This window comes from Pseudomonas deceptionensis, from assembly GCF_900106095.1.
GTDB classification, from domain to species: Bacteria; Pseudomonadota; Gammaproteobacteria; order Pseudomonadales; family Pseudomonadaceae; genus Aquipseudomonas; species Aquipseudomonas deceptionensis.
Map to the genome: position 1 here is coordinate 4968951 of NZ_FNUD01000002.1, position 18982 is coordinate 4987932.

General features: G+C 59.2%; 17 protein-coding genes. 9 read left to right on the top strand and 8 right to left on the bottom strand.

The window, feature by feature from the left end; all coding sequences use genetic code 11:
* The first annotated feature begins 320 nt into the window (after positions 1 to 320).
* Positions 321 to 641, top strand: coding sequence for a hypothetical protein (locus BLW11_RS22950; protein ID WP_048360013.1), 321 nt, complete (start codon positions 321 to 323; stop codon positions 639 to 641).
* A gap of 42 nt (positions 642 to 683) precedes the next feature.
* Here BLW11_RS22950 and BLW11_RS22955 read toward each other — a convergent pair whose 3' ends face one another.
* The gene (locus BLW11_RS22955) at positions 684 to 1811 is read right to left on the bottom strand and encodes a polysaccharide deacetylase family protein (protein WP_048360014.1); all 1128 of its coding nucleotides are present in this window, start codon (positions 1809 to 1811) and stop codon (positions 684 to 686) included.
* 123 nt (positions 1812 to 1934) lie between these two features.
* Between BLW11_RS22955 and yaaA the strand changes: the two genes are divergently transcribed.
* The gene (gene yaaA / locus BLW11_RS22960) at positions 1935 to 2714 is read left to right on the top strand and encodes a peroxide stress protein YaaA (protein WP_048360015.1); all 780 of its coding nucleotides are present in this window, start codon (positions 1935 to 1937) and stop codon (positions 2712 to 2714) included.
* A 66-nt stretch (positions 2715 to 2780) separates the two neighbouring features.
* Here yaaA and BLW11_RS22965 read toward each other — a convergent pair whose 3' ends face one another.
* Positions 2781 to 5636, bottom strand: a complete 2856-nt coding sequence (locus tag BLW11_RS22965; protein WP_053069546.1) for an RHS repeat domain-containing protein — start codon at positions 5634 to 5636, stop codon at positions 2781 to 2783.
* Positions 5637 to 5873: 237 nt separating this feature from the next.
* On the opposite strand from BLW11_RS22965, the gene BLW11_RS22970 reads away from it, so the two are divergent.
* Both BLW11_RS22970 and BLW11_RS22975 read left to right on the top strand, forming a co-directional pair.
* Entirely contained in the window at positions 5874 to 6338 is a 465-nt protein-coding gene (locus BLW11_RS22970) for a multidrug transporter (RefSeq protein ID WP_048360016.1), read from the top strand.
* A gap of 10 nt (positions 6339 to 6348) precedes the next feature.
* A complete protein-coding gene (locus BLW11_RS22975; protein ID WP_048360017.1) occupies positions 6349 to 7173 on the top strand; it encodes an SDR family oxidoreductase in 825 nt (274 codons plus the stop codon).
* A gap of 11 nt (positions 7174 to 7184) precedes the next feature.
* Here the strand turns inward: BLW11_RS22975 and BLW11_RS22980 are convergent, their stop codons facing one another.
* On the bottom strand, positions 7185 to 8069 hold the full coding sequence (locus tag BLW11_RS22980) for a LysR family transcriptional regulator (RefSeq protein ID WP_048360018.1): 885 nt from the start codon (positions 8067 to 8069) through the stop codon (positions 7185 to 7187).
* Between the two features lie 109 nt (positions 8070 to 8178).
* Here BLW11_RS22980 and BLW11_RS22985 point away from each other — a divergent pair, with 109 nt between their 5' ends.
* A complete protein-coding gene (locus BLW11_RS22985) occupies positions 8179 to 9402 on the top strand; it encodes an MFS transporter (protein WP_048360019.1) in 1224 nt (407 codons plus the stop codon).
* A gap of 13 nt (positions 9403 to 9415) precedes the next feature.
* Positions 9416 to 9811 (top strand): hypothetical protein, encoded by a 396-nt coding sequence (locus BLW11_RS22990; protein WP_048360020.1) that lies wholly within the window; start codon positions 9416 to 9418, stop codon positions 9809 to 9811.
* A 106-nt stretch (positions 9812 to 9917) separates the two neighbouring features.
* Here BLW11_RS22990 and BLW11_RS22995 read toward each other — a convergent pair whose 3' ends face one another.
* From BLW11_RS22995 to BLW11_RS23010, 4 genes are read right to left on the bottom strand one after another with little or no spacing between them, the layout of a single operon-like run.
* A complete protein-coding gene (locus tag BLW11_RS22995; RefSeq protein WP_048360021.1) occupies positions 9918 to 10781 on the bottom strand; it encodes an efflux RND transporter periplasmic adaptor subunit in 864 nt (287 codons plus the stop codon).
* Between the two features lie 10 nt (positions 10782 to 10791).
* Positions 10792 to 10992, bottom strand: coding sequence for a DUF1656 domain-containing protein (locus tag BLW11_RS23000; protein WP_016781859.1), 201 nt, complete (start codon positions 10990 to 10992; stop codon positions 10792 to 10794).
* Complete coding sequence (locus tag BLW11_RS23005; protein WP_048360022.1) at positions 10982 to 13168, bottom strand: FUSC family protein; 2187 nt, start codon at positions 13166 to 13168, stop codon at positions 10982 to 10984. Before BLW11_RS23005 ends, BLW11_RS23000 begins: the two co-directional genes overlap by 11 nt.
* Before the next feature lie 31 nt (positions 13169 to 13199).
* The gene (locus BLW11_RS23010) at positions 13200 to 14711 is read right to left on the bottom strand and encodes an efflux transporter outer membrane subunit (RefSeq protein WP_048360023.1); all 1512 of its coding nucleotides are present in this window, start codon (positions 14709 to 14711) and stop codon (positions 13200 to 13202) included.
* A gap of 218 nt (positions 14712 to 14929) precedes the next feature.
* On the opposite strand from BLW11_RS23010, the gene BLW11_RS23015 reads away from it, so the two are divergent.
* On the top strand, positions 14930 to 15862 hold the full coding sequence (locus BLW11_RS23015) for a LysR family transcriptional regulator (protein ID WP_048360024.1): 933 nt from the start codon (positions 14930 to 14932) through the stop codon (positions 15860 to 15862).
* Positions 15863 to 15959: 97 nt separating this feature from the next.
* Complete coding sequence (locus BLW11_RS23020) at positions 15960 to 16949, top strand: 2-hydroxyacid dehydrogenase (RefSeq protein ID WP_048360025.1); 990 nt, start codon at positions 15960 to 15962, stop codon at positions 16947 to 16949.
* Between the two features lie 132 nt (positions 16950 to 17081).
* On the opposite strand, the gene BLW11_RS23025 is transcribed toward BLW11_RS23020, so the two are convergent.
* Positions 17082 to 17978, bottom strand: a complete 897-nt coding sequence (locus BLW11_RS23025) for a DMT family transporter (RefSeq protein ID WP_048360026.1) — start codon at positions 17976 to 17978, stop codon at positions 17082 to 17084.
* Between the two features lie 118 nt (positions 17979 to 18096).
* Here BLW11_RS23025 and BLW11_RS23030 point away from each other — a divergent pair, with 118 nt between their 5' ends.
* Positions 18097 to 18972: a helix-turn-helix domain-containing protein gene (locus tag BLW11_RS23030; protein WP_048360027.1), complete on the top strand. Its 876-nt coding sequence runs from the start codon at positions 18097 to 18099 to the stop codon at positions 18970 to 18972.
* The last annotated feature ends 10 nt before the right edge of the window (positions 18973 to 18982 follow it).

Here is an 18982-nt window from a genome sequence, read left to right on the forward strand (position 1 = left end):
GTGTTGCAGGTTTCGGCCGTCTGTCTTCGTAATACTCCTAAATGTGTGACAAAAAAAAGTTTTTTTAGCGATTGGAGGATTTATTTTTCGGAATGACGAATAGCCTTGGCGTCATGACTAATCGCTACTAGGCTTAGTAATCACCTGCTACAAATTTGCAATTTCTCGAGCATGATCCGGCCTGTTCCCGGCAAAGCCAGAGCCCTCTGACTGGAAGCATGGACAGAGCCTACAAACCCTTCTTTTCGGCAGCATTAAGCTTCGTTTCGCATTGGCTGACTTAAGCCTGCGCGACCCATCTTCATGCCAAAGGAGGCTATATGACCCCTGTTTCCAAAACGCTGGAGCACATGCTGCTCGATATTTACAAAGACGGCAGCGTGTCTGTTTTCGAATACCAGCAACTTCGCGACAACGCCGACGAACGCATGGCTGTGATCATTCGGGAGTTTGGTCAGCATAACAACCTGACCGCCTTTCAAAAGGCGATGGATGTCGCCCTGCAATTGCTGCAGCTCTCGGTCATTGACGCCAAAAAGGCCAAACTAAGCGACACCGGTGAAACCATTGTCAAAGACGCCATCATTGCCCAGGTTGAATACCTTCGCGTCGGCAGCGACCTGGCCTTGCACCTTCTGTAACCCCCGGAGAAATCGCCCGCCCACCTCAGGCGGGCGTTCTGTTTACCCTGCGCCCAACGCTGCACAATCCTCCCACCCCAAGCCACTTTGCGCCGTTGCCTTAAGCAACCAGGGCAATGCCGTGCGCACTTTGTCCTGGGTATCGTGAAACACAATCACCCCGTGGCGCCACAAAAGCATCAGGCTCAGCACCCGTTGTGCCGACTGCTCTGCACTCAGGCTGGCCGCCATGTCTTGTGCATCAATGCTCCACAGCGCCACCCGCAACGCCTGCGTCTGGAAAAACGCCCCGCTGTCTGCCCGCCTCTGCCCATAGGGCGGACGGAACAGGGGCACGTAGTTGTTCGCCAACGCCTGTTTGACCACGCCCGTGCTGCGCAAAATCGAGTCCTGCCAGGCCTGCCAGTGGCTGTGGGAGCGATATTCCCAGCCCTGCACGCCCACGCACTGCCCCTTGTACAGCCCTTGCAGGGCCTGTTCACCGCCGTTGTCGAGCCGCACTTGCACGCTGTTGCCCAGCACAAAAAAAGTCGCGTTCATGGACTGCTTGCGCAGGTAATCGGTCAGCCAGTCGGTGGTGCCCGGCAATTGGGTGGGGCCGCTGTCGAAGGTCAGCATGAACAGCCGGTCATGCATCTGATCACCGTTGAACTCTTGCTCGCCCAACAGCTCGATTTCGCTGCTGATTTGCGGGAGCAGCGCCGCCTTGCGCAGTTGTTCGTCCAGGTAACGCTGGTGAAATTCACGACTCGGCTCGGCCCAGGCCACATAAAACGAGTCATCGGCGATTTCAAACTTGCCCGCCTGCTCGCGCAAGCTGTCCATGCCGTCGACGTAATAGCAAAACGAAGCGTCCTGATCGCAGCTCTGCTGGGCAAAATTGTAGTTGGCCAACAACCGCTGCCACATTCGCTGGCGAACGTTGTCGATCGCGTCGATGTTGATGGTTTTGAGGTTCAGGCGCTGCTTGAGCGCGGTGTCGTCCAGCGCCTCGCTGGCCAGCAAGGCATGGGCAAAGGCAAGGATTTCAGCGCGTGAGGCCACATCGAACAGAGCCGGGCTGATCAATTGCTCGGGCCAGGTGCTGCGGTCCAGCGTCGCCGGCTCATTCGGCGCCGCCACCGCCCCCAGACACAGCAACCAGGCCGACAAAAAAAGAGCAATGCGCACGGGTCAATCTCCCAGTAAAAACTGGCAGCACTATAACCGCACACTGTGGGTCTATCGCGCTCATAGGTGGAGTCAAACCGCTCAACCCCCTAGAATCCCCCGACGCTAAATGGAGACGACCTCATGCTGATGGTGATTTCACCCGCTAAAACCCTCGACTACGAGACGCCGCCGGCCACTGCGCGTTTCACCCAGCCGCAATACCTGGACCACTCCCAGGAACTGATCGAACAACTGCGCGAACTGAGCCCGCAACAGATTGGCGAGCTGATGCACTTGTCCGACAAGCTTTCAGGCCTCAACGCAGCGCGTTTCGGCAGCTGGACACCCGCGTTCACCCCCGAAAATGCCAAGCAGGCACTGCTGGCGTTCAAGGGCGACGTGTACACCGGGCTCAACGCCGTGGACTTCAACGAGGCAGACTTCGACTACGCGCAAACTCATCTGCGCATGCTCTCGGGGCTGTACGGCCTGCTGCGTCCGCTGGACCTGATGATGCCGTATCGCCTGGAAATGGGCACCAAGCTGGCCAATGCCCGCGGCAAGGATCTCTATGCGTTCTGGGGCACCCGTATCAGCGAGTGGCTCAACGAAGCGCTGGCCGAGCAAGGCGATGACGTACTGCTAAACCTGGCGTCCAATGAGTATTTCTCGGCGGTCAAAAAGCCGGTCTTGAACGCACGCATTATCAATACCGAATTCAAGGACCTGAAAAACGGTCAGCACAAGATCATCAGTTTTTACGCCAAAAAAGCCCGCGGCATGATGAGCCGGTTCGTGATCAAGGAACGCATCAATAACCCGGATCACCTCAAGCAGTTCGATGAGCAGGGTTATCGCTTTAGCGCAGAACAGTCCAAGCCGAACCTGTTGGTGTTTTTACGCGACCACGCCCCGCAATAGTCTCCCGCCTTTCGACGGATGTGATGCAGCCAGCCCTCAATGCTGACTGCTCACACCCCACTCGCTTTACTGCAGACCGTAGTGATTGTTCATGTAACTTGAATAGTGCTTCATACGGTCATTTACATAACTGGCAGGCAGGGCATTGAAGACTTTTTCCTTGCCCGACTTCATGTACAACATACCGCGATATTTATCATCAATTGAAAACAGCTGTTCAAAGAGCGGCGATTCACCCGTTGGGCTATGGGCTTTGGCCTTGTCATCAAATGCCTTGATTAACACCTTGCGCTTCTGACTGGCGCCGCCACCAACCGCTAATGTCGGGAACAACATTCCACTGTTCCCCTTCAATGTCGCATCATCCAATCGATGACTGGACACCGCTTCCCGCCCCGACTCTTCTATCGTACTCCCTATGGTGAACTCCCCAACATCAGCAGTATGAACCATGGGGAAGTTTGGCCACGGGTCAACAATCACCAGTTTTTCATCACTCATCTGGCGACGGTCACCAATCACAACAAAAGCATGATCAAGCCCCTGTGCATTAACGCGAAATACAGGTTGCTCGGTTTTGGTACTTGCCAGCAGGCTGAAAGCGATTTCCGAATGTTCACCGCAGTTCCCTGTTCGGCATTGGATATAAGCACTCGTACCCTGTTTGAATCGACGCTGCTGGAGAAATTCTTGCGGAGCCCTCTGTGATCGCCACAAATCAACGAATTGATTGGGAGAGCCTTCAATCAACAGTGTTTTGGTGATCAGGTTAGTTACATGCCCCTGTTTGAAGGAGTTGTACATTTCACTGTTCAATTCTCGGGTTTTACTACTGGGTTTTACCTCACCCCGACCGGCGTCATAGACCTTCCACGCGGGTTTCGCCTGTGGCCCATCCAGGTCAATCGCTTTTTTCTGCTCTTTGGTTAGATTACTGACGTCAATACGGACGGCCCCATCAGTGTCCATGAACGTTACCGGGTTGCCCCCAACAAACGCGTATAGATTCGGCCCATCCCTATAACCCTTGGGATCAGGATTGATCCATCGCTGCAACCAGGGCATGTAGTAACGAAGTCCATAGTAATAAAGCCCTGTGGCATCCCGCTCCTTGCCCGAATAACACAACGTGCGATAGCTACTCTCGCTCGAATCGCCTTTTTCACTGAATGCCGTAGTGCCAAACGGGTGATAGGTTTCGCGGCTGACGACCCGGGCCTGACTGTCCAGCTCAAGGGTGCAAGATCTCAGATGGTCGCTTAGCGTGTAGCGATACTGTTGATTGGCCAACCCTTTGGGCGGTGAGCTGTTCCACTGCAGCACCTGCACACTATTGCGGCCAGCCTGTGCGCTGATGACGTACACCGTTTCGCCGCTGGCTTTGTTCATGCGAACTTCCAGCCCCGGCAAATAGCGAGTCTCGTTGATTACGGTACGAACATTGGTTTGGACTGAGCGGATCTTGCGCTGGCGTAAGCCGTCAACATCATAAATATAGAGCTCGCTGTCATCGAGCCCCGACTCGCGCTCTACCGGTCTGACTTCGCTTAGCTGATTACGTAAGTTCCACACCAGCGTCCGCGTATTTTCCAGGGCCCGCAGATTGCCGCACATATCAAAACCCGCATCAATATCGGCTTGCGTCGGCCCCAGGCCATTGTGTTCGGGCAGGCACCGATTGCTGTATTTGGCAGCCGTCAGCACGCGTCCATTACTTTGCGGCCCCTGGTGAACCAGCTCCAGTAAATTGCCGCCTGCATCGTAACGATAGGTTTGATGATACGAGGCCACCGCTTGTGGGTCCGCTATCTGGTCTGGCCCCCGGTTGGCCCGCCCGGCCTCCCATCCTTTGGCATCGACCAACTGGTAAAGGCTGTCGTAGGTGTAATGGCTGATCGGTTCGATGCGCTGGTTTGCAAAGTAACGAACCTCCAAGGCCTTGTCCTCGATACTCAGGATATTGCCTACCGGGTCGTGGACGTAATACAAGTCCTGCAAGGCTTTCTGCTGTGGCAGGCTCGCGTACAGCCGTATAAGCCGCCCATTGCAAGGCGCGTAACCAAACACGCTGACCACACCATTGCCCGCGGTTTGATACGTTATCTCACCTTGGGCGTTGTAGTGAATATCGCGCACCAGCACTTGAGGCTCGCCATCCTTGAGGCGCAAGTGTGTCTGGCGCAACTGCCCATCCACGTTGTGATCAAACTGCTGCTGGTTGCCCTGGGCGTCGGTTTGCATCACAAGCTCACCCAAGGCGTTGAAGAGCATCTGCGTGGTCGCGCCCTCTTCTGACTCAAGCAAGTCATCGCGATCACTCAGTGACTCTGGCCAGTGCGGCGGCTCCAGCGCCTGCAAAAAAAACTGATGCTGTTCAAGCAACGCCCCTGTAACCCCGAATGAGCTGAAGTGACAGGTGCCTGCCGGGCTATCGAGGCGAACCACTTGGCCATACTGGTTGCGAACAGCAAAAAGCTCATCCGCAGTGCCATAAAGGTAGCGCGCAATACAAGACTCAGAGCCGCCCGACGCCTGTTCAAAAACAGCCGTCGGGCGCAGCAAATGGTCGTATTCGACGTGCTGCTGACTGCCACGTCCATCCCAGCTGTGCAGCACCTGCCCGAGGTCACCGGTCAAGTTGATTCGTACACCGGCATCAACGCTCCGCGAGTTCAACAACACGCCCGACAGGGAAAACACATTCTCAAGATTGCTCGGGGTCGAAGCATCTTGTGCATGCAACGCCCATAAGCGCGGGTCCCATTGAGCGGCGGCCCTGCCCGCTGCATCGAACTTGATTCGGTTGATACGCGCCTCGGCAACCGGGCTGCTGCCAACACTGCAATAAGCAACCGAACGCACCGTCCGGCCCAGGGGGTCCAAAACAGCCAATGTAGGCGTGTAGCGATCCTGATTTAACATCATCAACTCTCGCAGGCAGGTAGCGGGTGGTAATCGATAGTTAATCCTTGGCGCCGCGACTCGGAGACTGTCAACTATGACAGTCACGACTAACGGTATCGCTCTCGCTCAGGTATGGTTGGGAATTGAATCGTCCATATACATGGACAAAGGCCTAAACTTGGAAGTGAGCGGCGCGTACCGGCAAACAACCGCAGAACCCGCAGCCCACACCAGCCGTATTACGGGACCCCCGCCATGTTCATCGGCGTATTACTGATCATCACCTGGCTTGTGCTGCTGCTGCGCTATCCGGCCAAGGCATTGCCGGTTTCGCTGGCTGCTGTGCTGGGACTTGCGATAGTTGCAGCATCAGTCGCATGGCTGGATCATCGCGAATCTCAGCAACTGGCACGCCTGGAGCTGCGTATCGTCTATGACCCTGTGCAGTGCCCCGCAGACCGGCCACTGCAACTCACGCTGCAAAACCGCAATACCGTGCCCTTGGCCGAACTCGGCTGGCGCATCGCGGCCTATGCCCCCGGCGATACCGTCAACCTTGCCGACAACCTCTACACCGCCCCGCGCTACCGTGGGCCTGGCGAGCTGCAACCCGGAGCTAGCTGGCAGGACTGCCTGCCCATGCCACCCCTGCGCGCCGGTTATCGCCCGCAAACCCTCGAATTCAGAGCCGAGCGCCTGCAAGGCAGCTTTGCCAACTAAGGATATTTTGATGCAGCGTGTTTTGATCACCGGTTGCTCCAGCGGTATAGGCCGTGCTCTGGCCGATGCCTTCAAGGCTGCGGGGTACGAGGTCTGGGCCAGCGCCCGCAAGCCTGAGGATGTGGCCCTGTTGGCAGCAGCAGGGTTCAACGCGGTGCAACTGGACGTGAATGACAAGGAGGCGCTGGCGCAATTGGCCGAGCACCTGGCCAGCGATGACGCAGGCCTGGACGTGCTGATCAATAATGCCGGTTTCGGCGCCATGGGTCCGTTGCTCGATGGCGGCGTCGAGGGTCTGCAACAGCAGTTTGAAACCAATGTATTTTCAGTGGTCGGTGTCACCCGCGCCCTGTTTGCAGCACTGCGCCGCAACAAGGGGCTGGTGGTCAATATTGGCAGTGTCTCCGGCGTACTGGTGACCCCGTTTGCCGGTGCTTACTGCGCCTCCAAGGCCGCCGTCCATGCCCTGAGCGATGCCCTGCGCATGGAGCTGGCACCCTTTGGCATTGACGTGCTCGAAGTGCAGCCCGGCGCCATCGACACCCGCTTCGCAAACAATGCCAGCGCACAGGCCGAGCAGTTGATTGACGAACGCTCGGCGTGGTGGCCGGTGCGTGACGGTATTCGCGCAAGGGCCAAAGCCTCGCAAGACAACCCCACTCCCGTAGCGGCCTTTGCTGATGCGGTGCTCAAGGCCGTACAAAAACCCGGGCCGCCGATGTTGCTCAGATACGGCAACGGCAGCCGTGCCATGCCATTGCTGGCCGCGCTGGTGCCGGCCCGCCTGCTGCAAAAAATCCTGATGAAGCGGTTCGGGTTGAATAAGCCCCTGTGATCAGGCGCCGTCTACGCATGGGCCTTCATAAAATCGATAAACACCCGCACCTTCAACGGCAGATGACGGGTGTCGGGGTACAGGGCGTAAACCCCCTGGCGGGTAAATTGCCAGCCGGGCAGTAAATGAATCAGGCGCCCCGCCTGCAAATCGTCCTCGATCAACCAGTCGGGCAGGATCGCCACCCCCTGCCCGGTCAGGGCAAAAGCGCGCAGCACCGATGAGTTGTCAGCCTTGATCCCTGCCTTGGCGGGGTTGGGTTGCCAGGGCCTCACTGTGCCGCTGCTCACCTCGGTGATGCTCAACTCCCCTACCCGGCCATGTTCCAGCCACGGGGCCTGCTCAAGGGTTTGTACGCTGTTGACACTCGGCACGCGGGCCACAAACGCCGGTGAGGCCACGGGCAAAATCTCGAAGGTGCTCAACTGCACCGCACGATGGCTGGAGTCGAGCACGCGGCCCAGCCGCAACGCCACGTCAAAACGCTCGGAGATCAGGTCGGCATGGGTCGATGAGGTAGACAAGTGCACGTTCAGGTCAGGGTGCAACGCGCGAAACAGCTCCAGTGCGGGCACCACTTTGGCCAGTGCATATTCCACCGTGGTGGTGATGCGCAGCGTGCCCTTGAGTTCGGTGTGGTCGCTGCGCGCTTGATCAATGGCCAGCCGGGCCGCCTCCAGCATATTCACGCAATGCAGATAAAAACGTTCGCCCGCCTCGGTCAGGGCCAGCCGCCGAGTGTTGCGCGTGAGCAAGGTGACCCCCAGTTCAGCCTCCAGCCGCTTGATGTTAAAGCTGACCACGGCACGGGTCTGGCCCAGTAAATCGGCCGCTGCGGTGAGTGAGCCGGCTTCGACCACGGCTTTGAAGGTGTCGAATCGATCGAGGCTGACCATCTGTGAACCTGCCCATTGTCAAAATAATTTTGACAATCTAGCAGCGTAAGCGGCGTTCCTCCAGGCGCAAAAGCCGCCTACTGTTCGGCTTCTGATCAAGGAGCCGGCCATGGCCTATCGCAACAAAATCGCACTGGTGTATTTGCTGGGCTTTGCGCTGGATCTGGTGAACATGTTCGCCGCCGCGATTGCCTACCCCGACATCAGTCAGGAACTGCAGGCGTCGGTCACTCAACTGGCCTGGATCGGCAATGCCTACATGCTCGGCCTGATCCTGATCATCTTGCCCAGCGTGTGGCTGGCAGCGGTGTTTGGCGAAAAGCGCCTGATGGTGATCTCGCTGGTGCTGTTCAGCGTGGCGTCGTGGTGCGTGGCGAACGCGGCGTCGATCGAGGCACTGATTGGCTGGCGCCTGCTGCAAGGGTTGGGCGGTGGGTTGTTGATTCCGGTCGGCCAGGCCATGGCGTATCGGCACTTTCCGGTTCGCGAACGCGCCCGCCTGACCTCGGTGATTTTGCTCGTGGCGCTGCTGGTGCCTGCCCTGTCGCCGGTAGTGGGTGGCTGGATGGTGCAGACACTGTCATGGCGCTGGGTGTTTTACGCCAATTTGCCGTTGGCTTTGCTGACGCTGTTGCTGGCCGCCTGCTGGCTCAAAACCGAACCACGACCGCCTCACCCGCCGCGCCTGGACAAGGCCGGGCTGAGGGCTGGCGCCGCGCTGATGGGGCATTTGCTTAAAGGCCCGCCGCTGCAGGTGGCAATGCTCACGTACCTGTTCATCCCCGGGATTTTTATCGGCACGCAATTGGTGAGCATTTTGTATCTGCACCAACTGGGTTTTAGCGCCACGCAAACCGGCGCCCTGATGTTGCCGTGGGCCCTGGCCTCGGCGCTGGGCATCACCCTGAGCCGCTACCAGTTCAACCGCGTCGGCCCCAAGCCCTTGCTGCTGTTGGGCATGAGCGCCCAGGCACTGGGCATTGCACTGTTGATACAGATTCAAAACACCGATCTGCTGTTGCCGATGGCGTTGTACGCACTGATGGGCTTTGGTGGCAGCCTGAGCAGCAGCACTGCGCAAAACACGGCATTTATCGACATCGCCCCCCAACACATGGGCCCCGCCAGTGCGCTGTGGAATATCAATCGTCAGTTGAGTTTTTTACTCGGCCCGGCATTGATGATGGCCTTGTTTGGCGCCTTGACCACGATCACCTCGACGCCCCACGCCTTTGCCCTATGCTTTGCCATCGGCTGCGGGTTGACGCTGGTGCCGCTTATCCCCGTTCTACGCCTTGATACATCCCGCGTGCTGGCCTTGCTCGCACCCTGACCTGGAGATTCTGATGACTGATTTTGCGAGCTACTTTGACCTTGTTAACGAAACCCACGTAGAGATCGAAGGCTGGTTTTCTGGCCTGGAGCCCGGCGTGTTACCGGTGTTGCTGGGGCGTTTTTCACCCGAGTTTTCGATGATCACACCCAGCGGTAAAGTGCTGGATGCCGACGGCGTAGAAGCGCTGTTTGAACAACTGCGCGGTGCGCGCCCCGGGTTGAAAATTTCCCTGAGCGAATTCACGGGCATCGCCCACTACGCAGGCGGTGCGGTGATCAGCTACCGGGAACTGCAGGAGGAACACAACGGCAACCGCACCGACCGCCGCGCCACCGTGGTGTTTGAACAAGCCGCCGACGGCAAGGTGCTGTGGCGCCATTTGCATGAGACGTTCATCGCGGATTAAAACCGTGGGAGCGGGCCTGCTCGCGAAGGCATCATGCGGCGTGTCTCAAACACCTCCCGCCTGAATCGCTGGCAGGCCAGCTCCCACCAAAATTGAGCAGACCTGGTTACTCTGCTTTTTCCTGCGCCACGATCACCGTGCAGGTAGTGCCCGCCGCCAGCAGGAAACCATCGGGGATTTCATCGATGTGGATGCGCACCGGCACCCGTTGCGCCAGCCGTACCCAGTTGAACGTCGGGTTTACATCCGCCACCAGCTCACGGCTCTCAGGGTTGTCGCGGTCGTAGATACCGCGCGAGATGCTTTCTACATGCCCCTTCAGCACTTCGCCGCTCATCATCTGCAGGTCTGCTTTGTCGCCCACACGGATGTGCGGCAGTTTGGTTTCTTCGAAGAAGCCATAAACCCAGAACGAATCCTTGTCGATCACGGCCATTTTCGGATCGCCCACCCGCGCATAGTCACCGCGATGCACGTTGAGGTTAGTCACGTAGCCATCGACCGTGGCCAACACTTTGGTGCGTTTGAGGTTGAGCTGCGCCGCGTCCAGCTGGGCCAGCGCGTGCTGGTAATCAGCCAGGGCCGAGTCGGCGATGTTGCTGGCGTCGTCACGGTTTTCGCGGGAGATCACCAGGCTGTCCATGTCCGCGCGGCGATGGGCGTTGACCTTGCGCATCTCCCAGGTGGCCTTGCGGGACGCCACCAGCGATTGCGCTTGTTTGACCACGATTTCGTAATGTTCAGGGTCGATTTCCAGCAGCACGTCGCCCTTTTTCACCAACTGGTTGTCTTTGACCGGCACGCCTGTCACATAGCCGTTAACGTCGGCCGCGACGTTGATGATATCGGCCCGCACCCGTCCATCACGGGTCCACGGGGTGTTCATGTAATGCTCCCACAGGGTGCGGCCGATCCATATCGCAAGGGCCAGAACCAGCAAGGTGGCGAGCAGGCTGAAAAACTTTTTCATCGGATCGGTCTCAACGGTAAACAGTGAGCGCCATGGCGCCAAAAAGACAGGCAAACAGGCTCAGGCGCAGCAGCGCCGGATGCCAGAAGAAGCGGTACAGGTCGTAACCGGAAAACAGTCGGTCAAAGCCCCATGCCAACCCCGCCGCGATAAAAAACATCAGGGTCATGGTGGGCATGTAGACGCCGTGGAAGGCGATTTCACGTGGCATGTTCAAGTCCTTGCGGCTGGGCGTAAGCGGCCAGCGGCGATTGCGGGTCCAGCAGTGAAGTACGAATGAAGTGCAGGTAGCTTTGCACCCGGACCAGTGCCGAGGTGTCGAAGTTGCGGGCGAACGGCTCATCGGTGGACTGGACCCGGCTGATGGCGTGATCGACGGCAATCAGCGCACGCTCCAGGTTGCTTTCGCTAGGAGCTATGAACAGCCGCACCAGCGCCCGGCCCATCACCCGGATGGCCTGACGCCAGGGCTGGGCCTCGGCGTAGGCCGGGTGAATCGGCAAGATCGCCTGTTCTTTGCGCAATTCGATAATGGCGTGGCCGACCTCCAGCACCACAAACATCCAGCGCAACAGTTCGCGTTGCACCTGCGGCTTGCCGGCGGCGAGGCCATACGCCTGGTGCATCAGGTCACGGGTGCGGCTTTCCAGGCTGGAGCTCAGGCCCCGCAGCTTGCCGCTGATGGCGTACACCACTTGCTCGCGCAGATCCTGCTCCAGGCGGCTCCACAACCAGCGGCTGTTGGGCGGCAGGATAATCGCCCCGGCGGCGGCACAAACCAGCATGCCCAGCACCATCGCGATGTAGTCGTTGATGAACTGGTACGGGTTGTAAATCGTCAGGTTGTCGGGGACCGAACCGGTGCTGAAAAAAATCAGCAGGCCCAGGCCGACACCCGCGTAGTTGGCCCGTGAGGTGAGGAACGAGCCAAGTACGATCACCGGCGTCAACACCAGGCACAACAGCGGGAAGCCATCGATATGGGGCAGCACGAAGAACATTTCGACAAAGCCCACCAGCGCACCGATAAAGGTCCCGCACGCCATCTGGAACGCCATGCGCTTGGGGTTCGGCGTGGCCGCCGACAAGCCCACGGTGGCGGCTGCAATCAAGGTCATGGTGGCGCCGCTGGGCCAGGCCGTCATCACCCAGTAGGTGCCGAGCACCACCAGAATAAATGCTGCCCGAATGCCCGACGCAGCAGCTGACCACCAGTTGGTTTGCGAGATAAAGGGCTGGTCCCAGCGCTCGCGCTCGTGGGTGTGATCGGCCAGCGAGGCGTGGGTCAACGCGTAGCTGTGCAAGTCGTCAACGAAGCGGAACAGCAGCTCGTACGCGGTGTTGAAGTCCAGAAAGTCCGAGGAGCTCGGATCGCTTTCCAGAAACTTCACCCGCAGCGCACGCACATGCCCCGGCAGGCTCGACTTGAATGCATCCAGCTGCTCGGCCAGCAAGACGGCATCTTTATCGGTCAACGAACGACCGGCGTAGGTGTCGAGCAACCGGGCAAGTATTTCCAGCTCCGGTTCAATGGCCGACACCACGTCCACCACGCCACGGCTGCGCAAACGCGCGAGCAATTGGTGCAGGGCATTGAAGCGCGTGGTGATGGCCATGAACTCGCTGTTCAGACGGCTCAAGCGGCCACTGCGACGACGCATGTGCGGGTCTTCAAACACCGTCACGCTGCGCATGCCTTCGAGCCCCACGCTCTCACCGATAAAACGCACGTTGCTGGCTTCATAGGCCTCTTGGGTGGACTGGCCGCGCAAGCCTTCGCTCACAAAGCCGGCAAACACACCGAAGCGTTTGTAGAGCGCGTCATGCATCGCCGCACCTGCGGTTTTAGGCAGGATGGCAGCGCTGATCACCGTGGAGCACAAGATGCCCAACGAGATTTCCAGCACCCGCCATACCGCGGCCATAAAGGCCCCGTCGGGGTGCGCCAGCGCGGGCAAGCCGACCATGGCGGCGGTATAGCCCGCCAGCACAAAGCCATAGGCACGGAAGTTACGGCAACGGGCCGCACCGGCCGAGCAGATGCCCACCCAAATCGCCATGGCGCCGAGAAACAGCACCGTGTTTTGTGCAAACAAAGCGATCAGCGCGACCATCACCGCCGAACCGGTCAGGGTGCCCAAAAACCGGTAAAAGCTTTTGGCGAACACCTGGCCACTTTGCGGCTGCATCACGATAAACACCGTGATCATCGCCGTGCGCGGCTGCGGCAACTCAAGGCGCATGGCCAGCCACAGGGTCAAAAAGGCCGCAACCAGCACTTTGAAAATATGTACCCAAGTCACGCCATCACTGCGTGCCCATTCATAAAAGCCACGGCGCCATTCCAGGGAATACAGCCAGCGTACCGGGGCGGGCAAGTGGTTCATCTACAGGCTCTCAAAATTAGCCATCAGGGATTTATTGATTGAACAGCGCCATGACTGCCGGCGGTTTGTCGGGGACATAGCGATCGTCTTTGGGCACATCAAAGCCAGCCCCAAGACCGCCACCCAGGGCCGTTACCAGCTCGGCATGGGCACTCAGGCGGGCAGCCTGGACCTGCTGCTGGATTTGCTGCTGCTTGAACAACAGGGTTTGCGCATTCAGTACGTTGAGGTAGTCAGTCAGCCCGCGCTGGAACGCGACCATGGCGATGTCGTAGGTTTTCTGTGCGGCCTGCACCGACTCGGCGGCGAAGACCTGCTGTTTTTCCATCGACTCGCGTTTGATCAACTGGTCGGAAATGCCCTTGAGGGCCGTCACCAGCGTCTGGTTGTACTTGGCCACGGCCATGTCATAGCCGCCAGAAGCCACGCCCAGTTCCGAGCGCAGACGACCGCCGTCAAAAATTGGCAGCGAGATCGCCGGGCCAACGTTGTAGTTGAGCTTCTTGCCGGTCAGAAAACCCAGCGCGCTGCCACCGGTGGCCATAAAGCCGATGCTGCCCACCAGGTCTACGTTGGGGTAGAAACCGGCGTGCGCCACATCGATGCCCCGGGCCTGGGCCGCCACTTCCCAGCGGCTGGCGACCACGTCCGGGCGTTGCCCCAGCAGTTGCGCGGGCAACGCCGATGGCAGTTTCAGTGCGGTATTCAAGGCCAGGGTCGGACGCTTCAGACGCGCGCCCTCGCCCGGACCTTTACCCGCCAGCGCTGCCAGTTGGTTGCGGGTCAGGGCGATTTCTTCTTCCCGGGCATCGATCTGACGATGGATTTCGGGCAGCGGTGCTTGCGCCTGGCTGACTTCAAAATGTGTACCAATGCCGCCGTCCAGTCGCTTTTGCGCCAGATCGAGGATCTGTTCTTGCTGGTGCAGGGTCGATTCGATGATGTCGAGCTGGGCGTAATGCAGCGACAGCTGGATGTAGGCGCGAATCACGTTGTTCTGCAATTCGAGCTGGGCCTGACGCCCTTCGGCCACACTCATGTGCGCCATGTCCACGGCCTGCTCGGTGGCATTGCTTTCGCGCCCCCACAGGTCGAGGGCAAAACTGAAGCCCAGGGCGGCGTTGTTGTCCCACGTGGTGGAGTTGTCCAACGCGCCCGGGCCATAAAATTGGTCCGACGGCCAGTTGTGGCGCTTGAGGGTCGACTCACCATTGATTTGCAGCGATTCGGCCGACTCGGCAACCCCCGCCATGGCCCTGGCCTGACGCACACGGGCGCCAGCCATTGCCATTGTTGGGCTACCCTGCACGGCGAGGCTTATCCAGGCATCCAGCTGAGGATCGCCGTAAGCGTGCCACCATTGGGCTTTGGGCCAGTTTGCGTCTTTCGCGGCGCTTTGAATCGCCTCGTCAGTGGCCAGGTTATTGGCGGGGAGCATCGTGTCTTTTGGACCGATGCCACCAAAACCAATGCAGCCGTTTAATGCTAACGATAAAGCCAGAACACTGAGGGCTTTAAGCTCTCTGTTGATGCGACGCTGCACTGCTGCAAATTCCTGACATGAGGGGATAAGGCTTGAGGCAGAGAAGTCTATGGCTTGGCAGGCGCAACGATAAGCTGGCATAAATGTGAATCTTTATTACCGTTCTTGGGATAATCCGTTAGTCGCATGCAAAGCAGCCTGTAAAGGCTGAAACTTCATGTCACAATTTGCCGCTGCTGGTTGTCGTTGTCCCCTATACCGCCCCTTGAGAGCACCCCATGGACACTTTGCAAAATATGCGCGCCTTCAGTTGCGTGGCCGAAGCCGGAAGTTTCACGGCCGCCGCCGCCATGCTGGATACCACCACCGCCAATGTGTCGCGCGCGGTCTCGAACCTTGAGGCCCACTTGCAAACCCGCCTCTTGAACCGCACCACCCGGCGCATAGCCCTGACCGAAGCCGGCAAGCGCTATTTATTGCGTTGCGAGCAGATCCTGGCCTATGTCGAAGAGGCCGAAGCCGAGGCGAGCGACGCGCACTCGCGCCCTGCCGGCCAACTGAAAGTGCACACCATGACCGGCATCGGCCAGCACTTTGTGATCGACGCCATTGCCCGCTACCGCAAGGCCCACCCGGATGTGACCTTCGACCTGACCCTGGCCAACCGCGTGCCGGACTTGCTCAACGAGGGGTACGACGTGTCCATCGTGCTGGCCAGCGAGCTGCCGGATTCGGGCTTTGTGTCCCAGCGCCTGGGCATCACCTACAGCATCGTCTGCGCATCGCCCGGTTACGTGAAAGCCAACGGCACTGCAACCAAACCTAGCGACCTGCTCAACCATGCCTGCCTGCGCCTGGTAAGCCCGGTGATTGCGCTGGACAAATGGGTGTTCGAAGGCCCGGAAGGTCAGGAGATGGTCCTGATCAACTCCTCGCCGTTCCTGGTCAACTCCGCCGATGCGATGAAAACCGCAATCACCAGCGGCATGGGCGTGGGTGTGCTGCCGGTGTACGCCGCCATCGAAGGCCTGCGCAACGGCACGCTGGTGCGCATGCTGCCCAAGTACCGCTCGCAAGAACTGAACCTGTACGCCATCTACCCGTCACGCCAGTATCTGGATGCGAAGATCAAAACCTGGGTCGAGTATCTGAAAGGCTCTTTGCCGGAGATATTGGCCGCGCACCAGACCGAGCTGGCCACCTACAGCTAGAACAGCGCTCGTCTTCGGCAGCGGCTACAGGATTGGCGGATGGTGGGCGGGAATGTTAGCGTGCTTACATTCCCGACAGCCGATGAGCCTTGTTCCGATGAGCCTTCCCAGCACAAAAAAAACCGTACTTGCCTTCAGCCGCGTAACGCCCGAAATGATCGAGCGCTTGCAGCAGGACTTCAACGTCATTGCCCCCAACCCCAAGCTGGGTGACATCAACGCACAGTTTGAGGAGGCGCTGCCCCACGCCCATGGTTTGATCGGCGTCGGCCGCAAGCTGGGTCGCAAGCAACTGGAAAACGCCAGACAGCTGGAAGTCGTGTCCAGCGTGTCGGTGGGTTACGACAACTACGATGTCGACTATTTCAACGAGCGCGGCATCATGCTCACCAACACCCCGGACGTGCTCACCGAAAGCACGGCAGACCTGGGTTTTACCCTGATCATGAGCAGCGCACGCCGGGTCGCTGAACTGGACGCCTGGACCAAGGCCGGCCAGTGGCAAGCCAGCGTGCCGCCCGCCTTGTTCGGCAGTGACGTGTACGGCAAAACCCTGGGCATCGTCGGCATGGGCAATATCGGCGCGGCCGTTGCCCGTCGGGGCCGGCTGGGCTTCAACATGCCAATCCTCTATAGCGGCAACAGCCGCAAGACCGCGCTTGAGCAAGAACTGGGCGCGCAGTTTCGCAGCCTGGACCAGTTGCTGGCCGAGGCGGATTTCGTGTGCCTGGTGGTGCCGCTCAGCGAGAAGACCAAACACCTGATCAGCCATCGCGAACTGGGGCTGATGAAGAAAAGTGCCATCCTGGTGAACATCTCCCGTGGCCCTGTGGTGGACGAACCGGCGCTGATCGAAGCCCTGCAAAACGGCACCATTCGTGGCGCCGGGCTGGATGTTTACGAGAAAGAACCGCTGGCCGAGTCACCGTTGTTTGCGTTGAAAAACGCAGTGACCTTGCCCCACATCGGTTCGGCCACCCACGAAACCCGTGAAGCGATGGCCAACCGTGCGCTGGCCAACCTGCGCAGTGCCCTGCTGGGCGAACGCCCGCAAGACCTGGTCAACCCGCACGTGTTCAAGGGCTGACCACCTGGCAATACAAACCTTGTAGCCGCTGACGAGCTCCGCGAGGCTGCGATGGACTGCGTAGCAGGCCCGTTTTGAAGGCCCTTCGGTCCTTTTCGCAGCCTCGCTACGCTCCTCAGCGGCTACAAAACCTCACGCCAGCTTGGCGTTCAGTGCCACCGGTTTGGGCTTGCGAAACACCAGCACGTTGCCCAGCATCACCAGTACCAGCCCGGCCAAAGCCGGAGCCGTCCACTGGTAGCCTTCAACAAACGCCGACACGTTCAGCGCCACCAACGGGAACAACACCGTGCAATACGCGGCACGCTCCGGGCCCATGCGCCCCACAAGTGTCAGGTAGGCGGTAAACCCGATCACCGAACCCGGAATCACCAGGTACAGCAGCGAGCCGACATAGCGCGTGTTCCACTCCATGTCGAACGGGATGCCTTTAAACACGCAGTACACCGCCAGCATGCTCGCGCCATAGAACATGCCCCAGGCATTGGTCGTCAGCGGCTTGAGCCCGGCTTTTTGTTGCAGGCTGGACAACATGTTGCCCGCCGAAAAACACAGGGTGCCGATCAGTGCCAACCCCAAGCCGAGCAAAATGTGCGGCGTTGCGGTATGCCCGCTCAGTTCCGGCCAGAACAGCAAACCCAGCCCCAGCATCCCCAGAGCACCACCGGCGATGACATTGCGGGCGATTTTCTGTTTGAAGAAGATCCGCGCATTCAGTGCGTTCCACAGGGTGGCGGTAGAAAACACCACCGCGATCAAGCCTGTCGTCACCCACTGGCTGGCCGTCAGGAAACACATGAAGTTAACGCAAAACAGGCACAACCCCTGGGCCAGACAAATCATATGCCCGCGCCTGTTCATCACCTGCAATTTGCGGCTGAGCAGCAGCACGACAAACAGCACCAGCGCCGCCAGGCCAAAGCGGTAAACGATGGACACCGGAATCGCCACCACCCCCAGTTGCAGCTTCAGGGCAATCCACGTGGTGCCCCAGATCAGGACAGTCGACAGGTACAAAAAAAGATTCATGGCGCACTCCAGACAATGGCCTTTAGTGTGATCCCCGGTCTGTGCGGCCACTTGCAGATTCTTGCGCTTTTGTTGGCCCGGGGCTGGCAGCCTGGATACGACGGAGTAGGATGCGAACATGCCCGCATTCGATACCCTGCAAGTTTTCCAGTCCATGAACAGCTCGCCCAATGCCCGTCTGGAGCACAGTGTCGAACTGAGCGAAGGCATGGCTGCTGCTTTGTGGACCAACCACCACGACGCACGCGAATATCAAGCGCCGACCCATCACACGTTGTCGTGTTACATCTCCGGCGGCACTGGCACCTTTCGCCGTGAGCAACCCGGGGCCAAAGGCGCGCCGGGCAAGCTGTGCGTCCTGCCTGCGGATCATCAATCAGCGTGGGTCATCAATGGCGAGATTCGTCTGGCCCATGTGTATGTCAGCCGGGAGCAATTTGCGCTGGGCTGCATCACCCTGCTCGACCGCGAACCGCGGGAACTGCTGTTGCGTGAAATCACCTTTCTGGATGACGAGCAGCAAAGCCGGCGCTTTCATCGACTGATAGAGATGAACTGGGACGAACCCGGTGAACGCCTGCTGACCAGCAGCCTGGCCAGCGCCCTGCTCGACCATGCCGTGTTGACTCAGGTGGGCCTGCGGGACGGGCTGCAACTCAAGGGTGGGCTGGCGGCCTTCCAGCGTCGCCAACTGGTCGACTACATCGAACACCAACTGGCCGAACCGCTGAACATCGGCCAACTGGCGGCGCAGTGCGCGCTGTCGCCCTATCACTTTGCACGCATGTTCCGCGAAAGCTTCGGCGTGCCCCCGCACCAGTACTTGCTGGCCCGCCGCCTGACCCGCGCCCGCGACTTGCTGCGCAACAGCCCCCTGCCTCTGGGCGATGTGGCACTGGCCTGCGGCTTCGCCAGCGCCAGCCACTTCGCCAACCGCTTCAAACAAAGCCTGGGCTGTACACCGGGGGAGTATCGGGCGGTGTACAGGCTGTAACGCCCACAGG

Bases quoted from the DNA above. Each gene is read 5' to 3' on its own strand.
- BLW11_RS23015 (WP_048360024.1), top strand. From the start codon at position 14,930: ATGGACACTTTGCAAAATATGCGCGCCTTCAGTTGCGTGGCCGAAGCC.
- BLW11_RS22990 (WP_048360020.1), top strand. From the start codon at position 9,416: ATGACTGATTTTGCGAGCTACTTTGACCTTGTTAACGAAACCCACGTA.
- BLW11_RS23020 (WP_048360025.1), top strand. From the start codon at position 15,960: ATGAGCCTTCCCAGCACAAAAAAAACCGTACTTGCCTTCAGCCGCGTA.
- BLW11_RS22970 (WP_048360016.1), top strand. From the start codon at position 5,874: ATGTTCATCGGCGTATTACTGATCATCACCTGGCTTGTGCTGCTGCTG.
- BLW11_RS22980 (WP_048360018.1), bottom strand. From the start codon at position 8,069: ATGGTCAGCCTCGATCGATTCGACACCTTCAAAGCCGTGGTCGAAGCC.
- BLW11_RS22985 (WP_048360019.1), top strand. From the start codon at position 8,179: ATGGCCTATCGCAACAAAATCGCACTGGTGTATTTGCTGGGCTTTGCG.
- BLW11_RS23005 (WP_048360022.1), bottom strand. From the start codon at position 13,168: ATGAACCACTTGCCCGCCCCGGTACGCTGGCTGTATTCCCTGGAATGG.
- BLW11_RS22965 (WP_053069546.1), bottom strand. From the start codon at position 5,636: ATGTTAAATCAGGATCGCTACACGCCTACATTGGCTGTTTTGGACCCC.
- BLW11_RS22950 (WP_048360013.1), top strand. From the start codon at position 321: ATGACCCCTGTTTCCAAAACGCTGGAGCACATGCTGCTCGATATTTAC.
- BLW11_RS22995 (WP_048360021.1), bottom strand. From the start codon at position 10,781: ATGAAAAAGTTTTTCAGCCTGCTCGCCACCTTGCTGGTTCTGGCCCTT.
- BLW11_RS23025 (WP_048360026.1), bottom strand. From the start codon at position 17,978: ATGAATCTTTTTTTGTACCTGTCGACTGTCCTGATCTGGGGCACCACG.
- BLW11_RS22975 (WP_048360017.1), top strand. From the start codon at position 6,349: ATGCAGCGTGTTTTGATCACCGGTTGCTCCAGCGGTATAGGCCGTGCT.
- BLW11_RS23030 (WP_048360027.1), top strand. From the start codon at position 18,097: ATGCCCGCATTCGATACCCTGCAAGTTTTCCAGTCCATGAACAGCTCG.
- yaaA (WP_048360015.1), top strand. From the start codon at position 1,935: ATGCTGATGGTGATTTCACCCGCTAAAACCCTCGACTACGAGACGCCG.
- BLW11_RS23000 (WP_016781859.1), bottom strand. From the start codon at position 10,992: ATGCCACGTGAAATCGCCTTCCACGGCGTCTACATGCCCACCATGACC.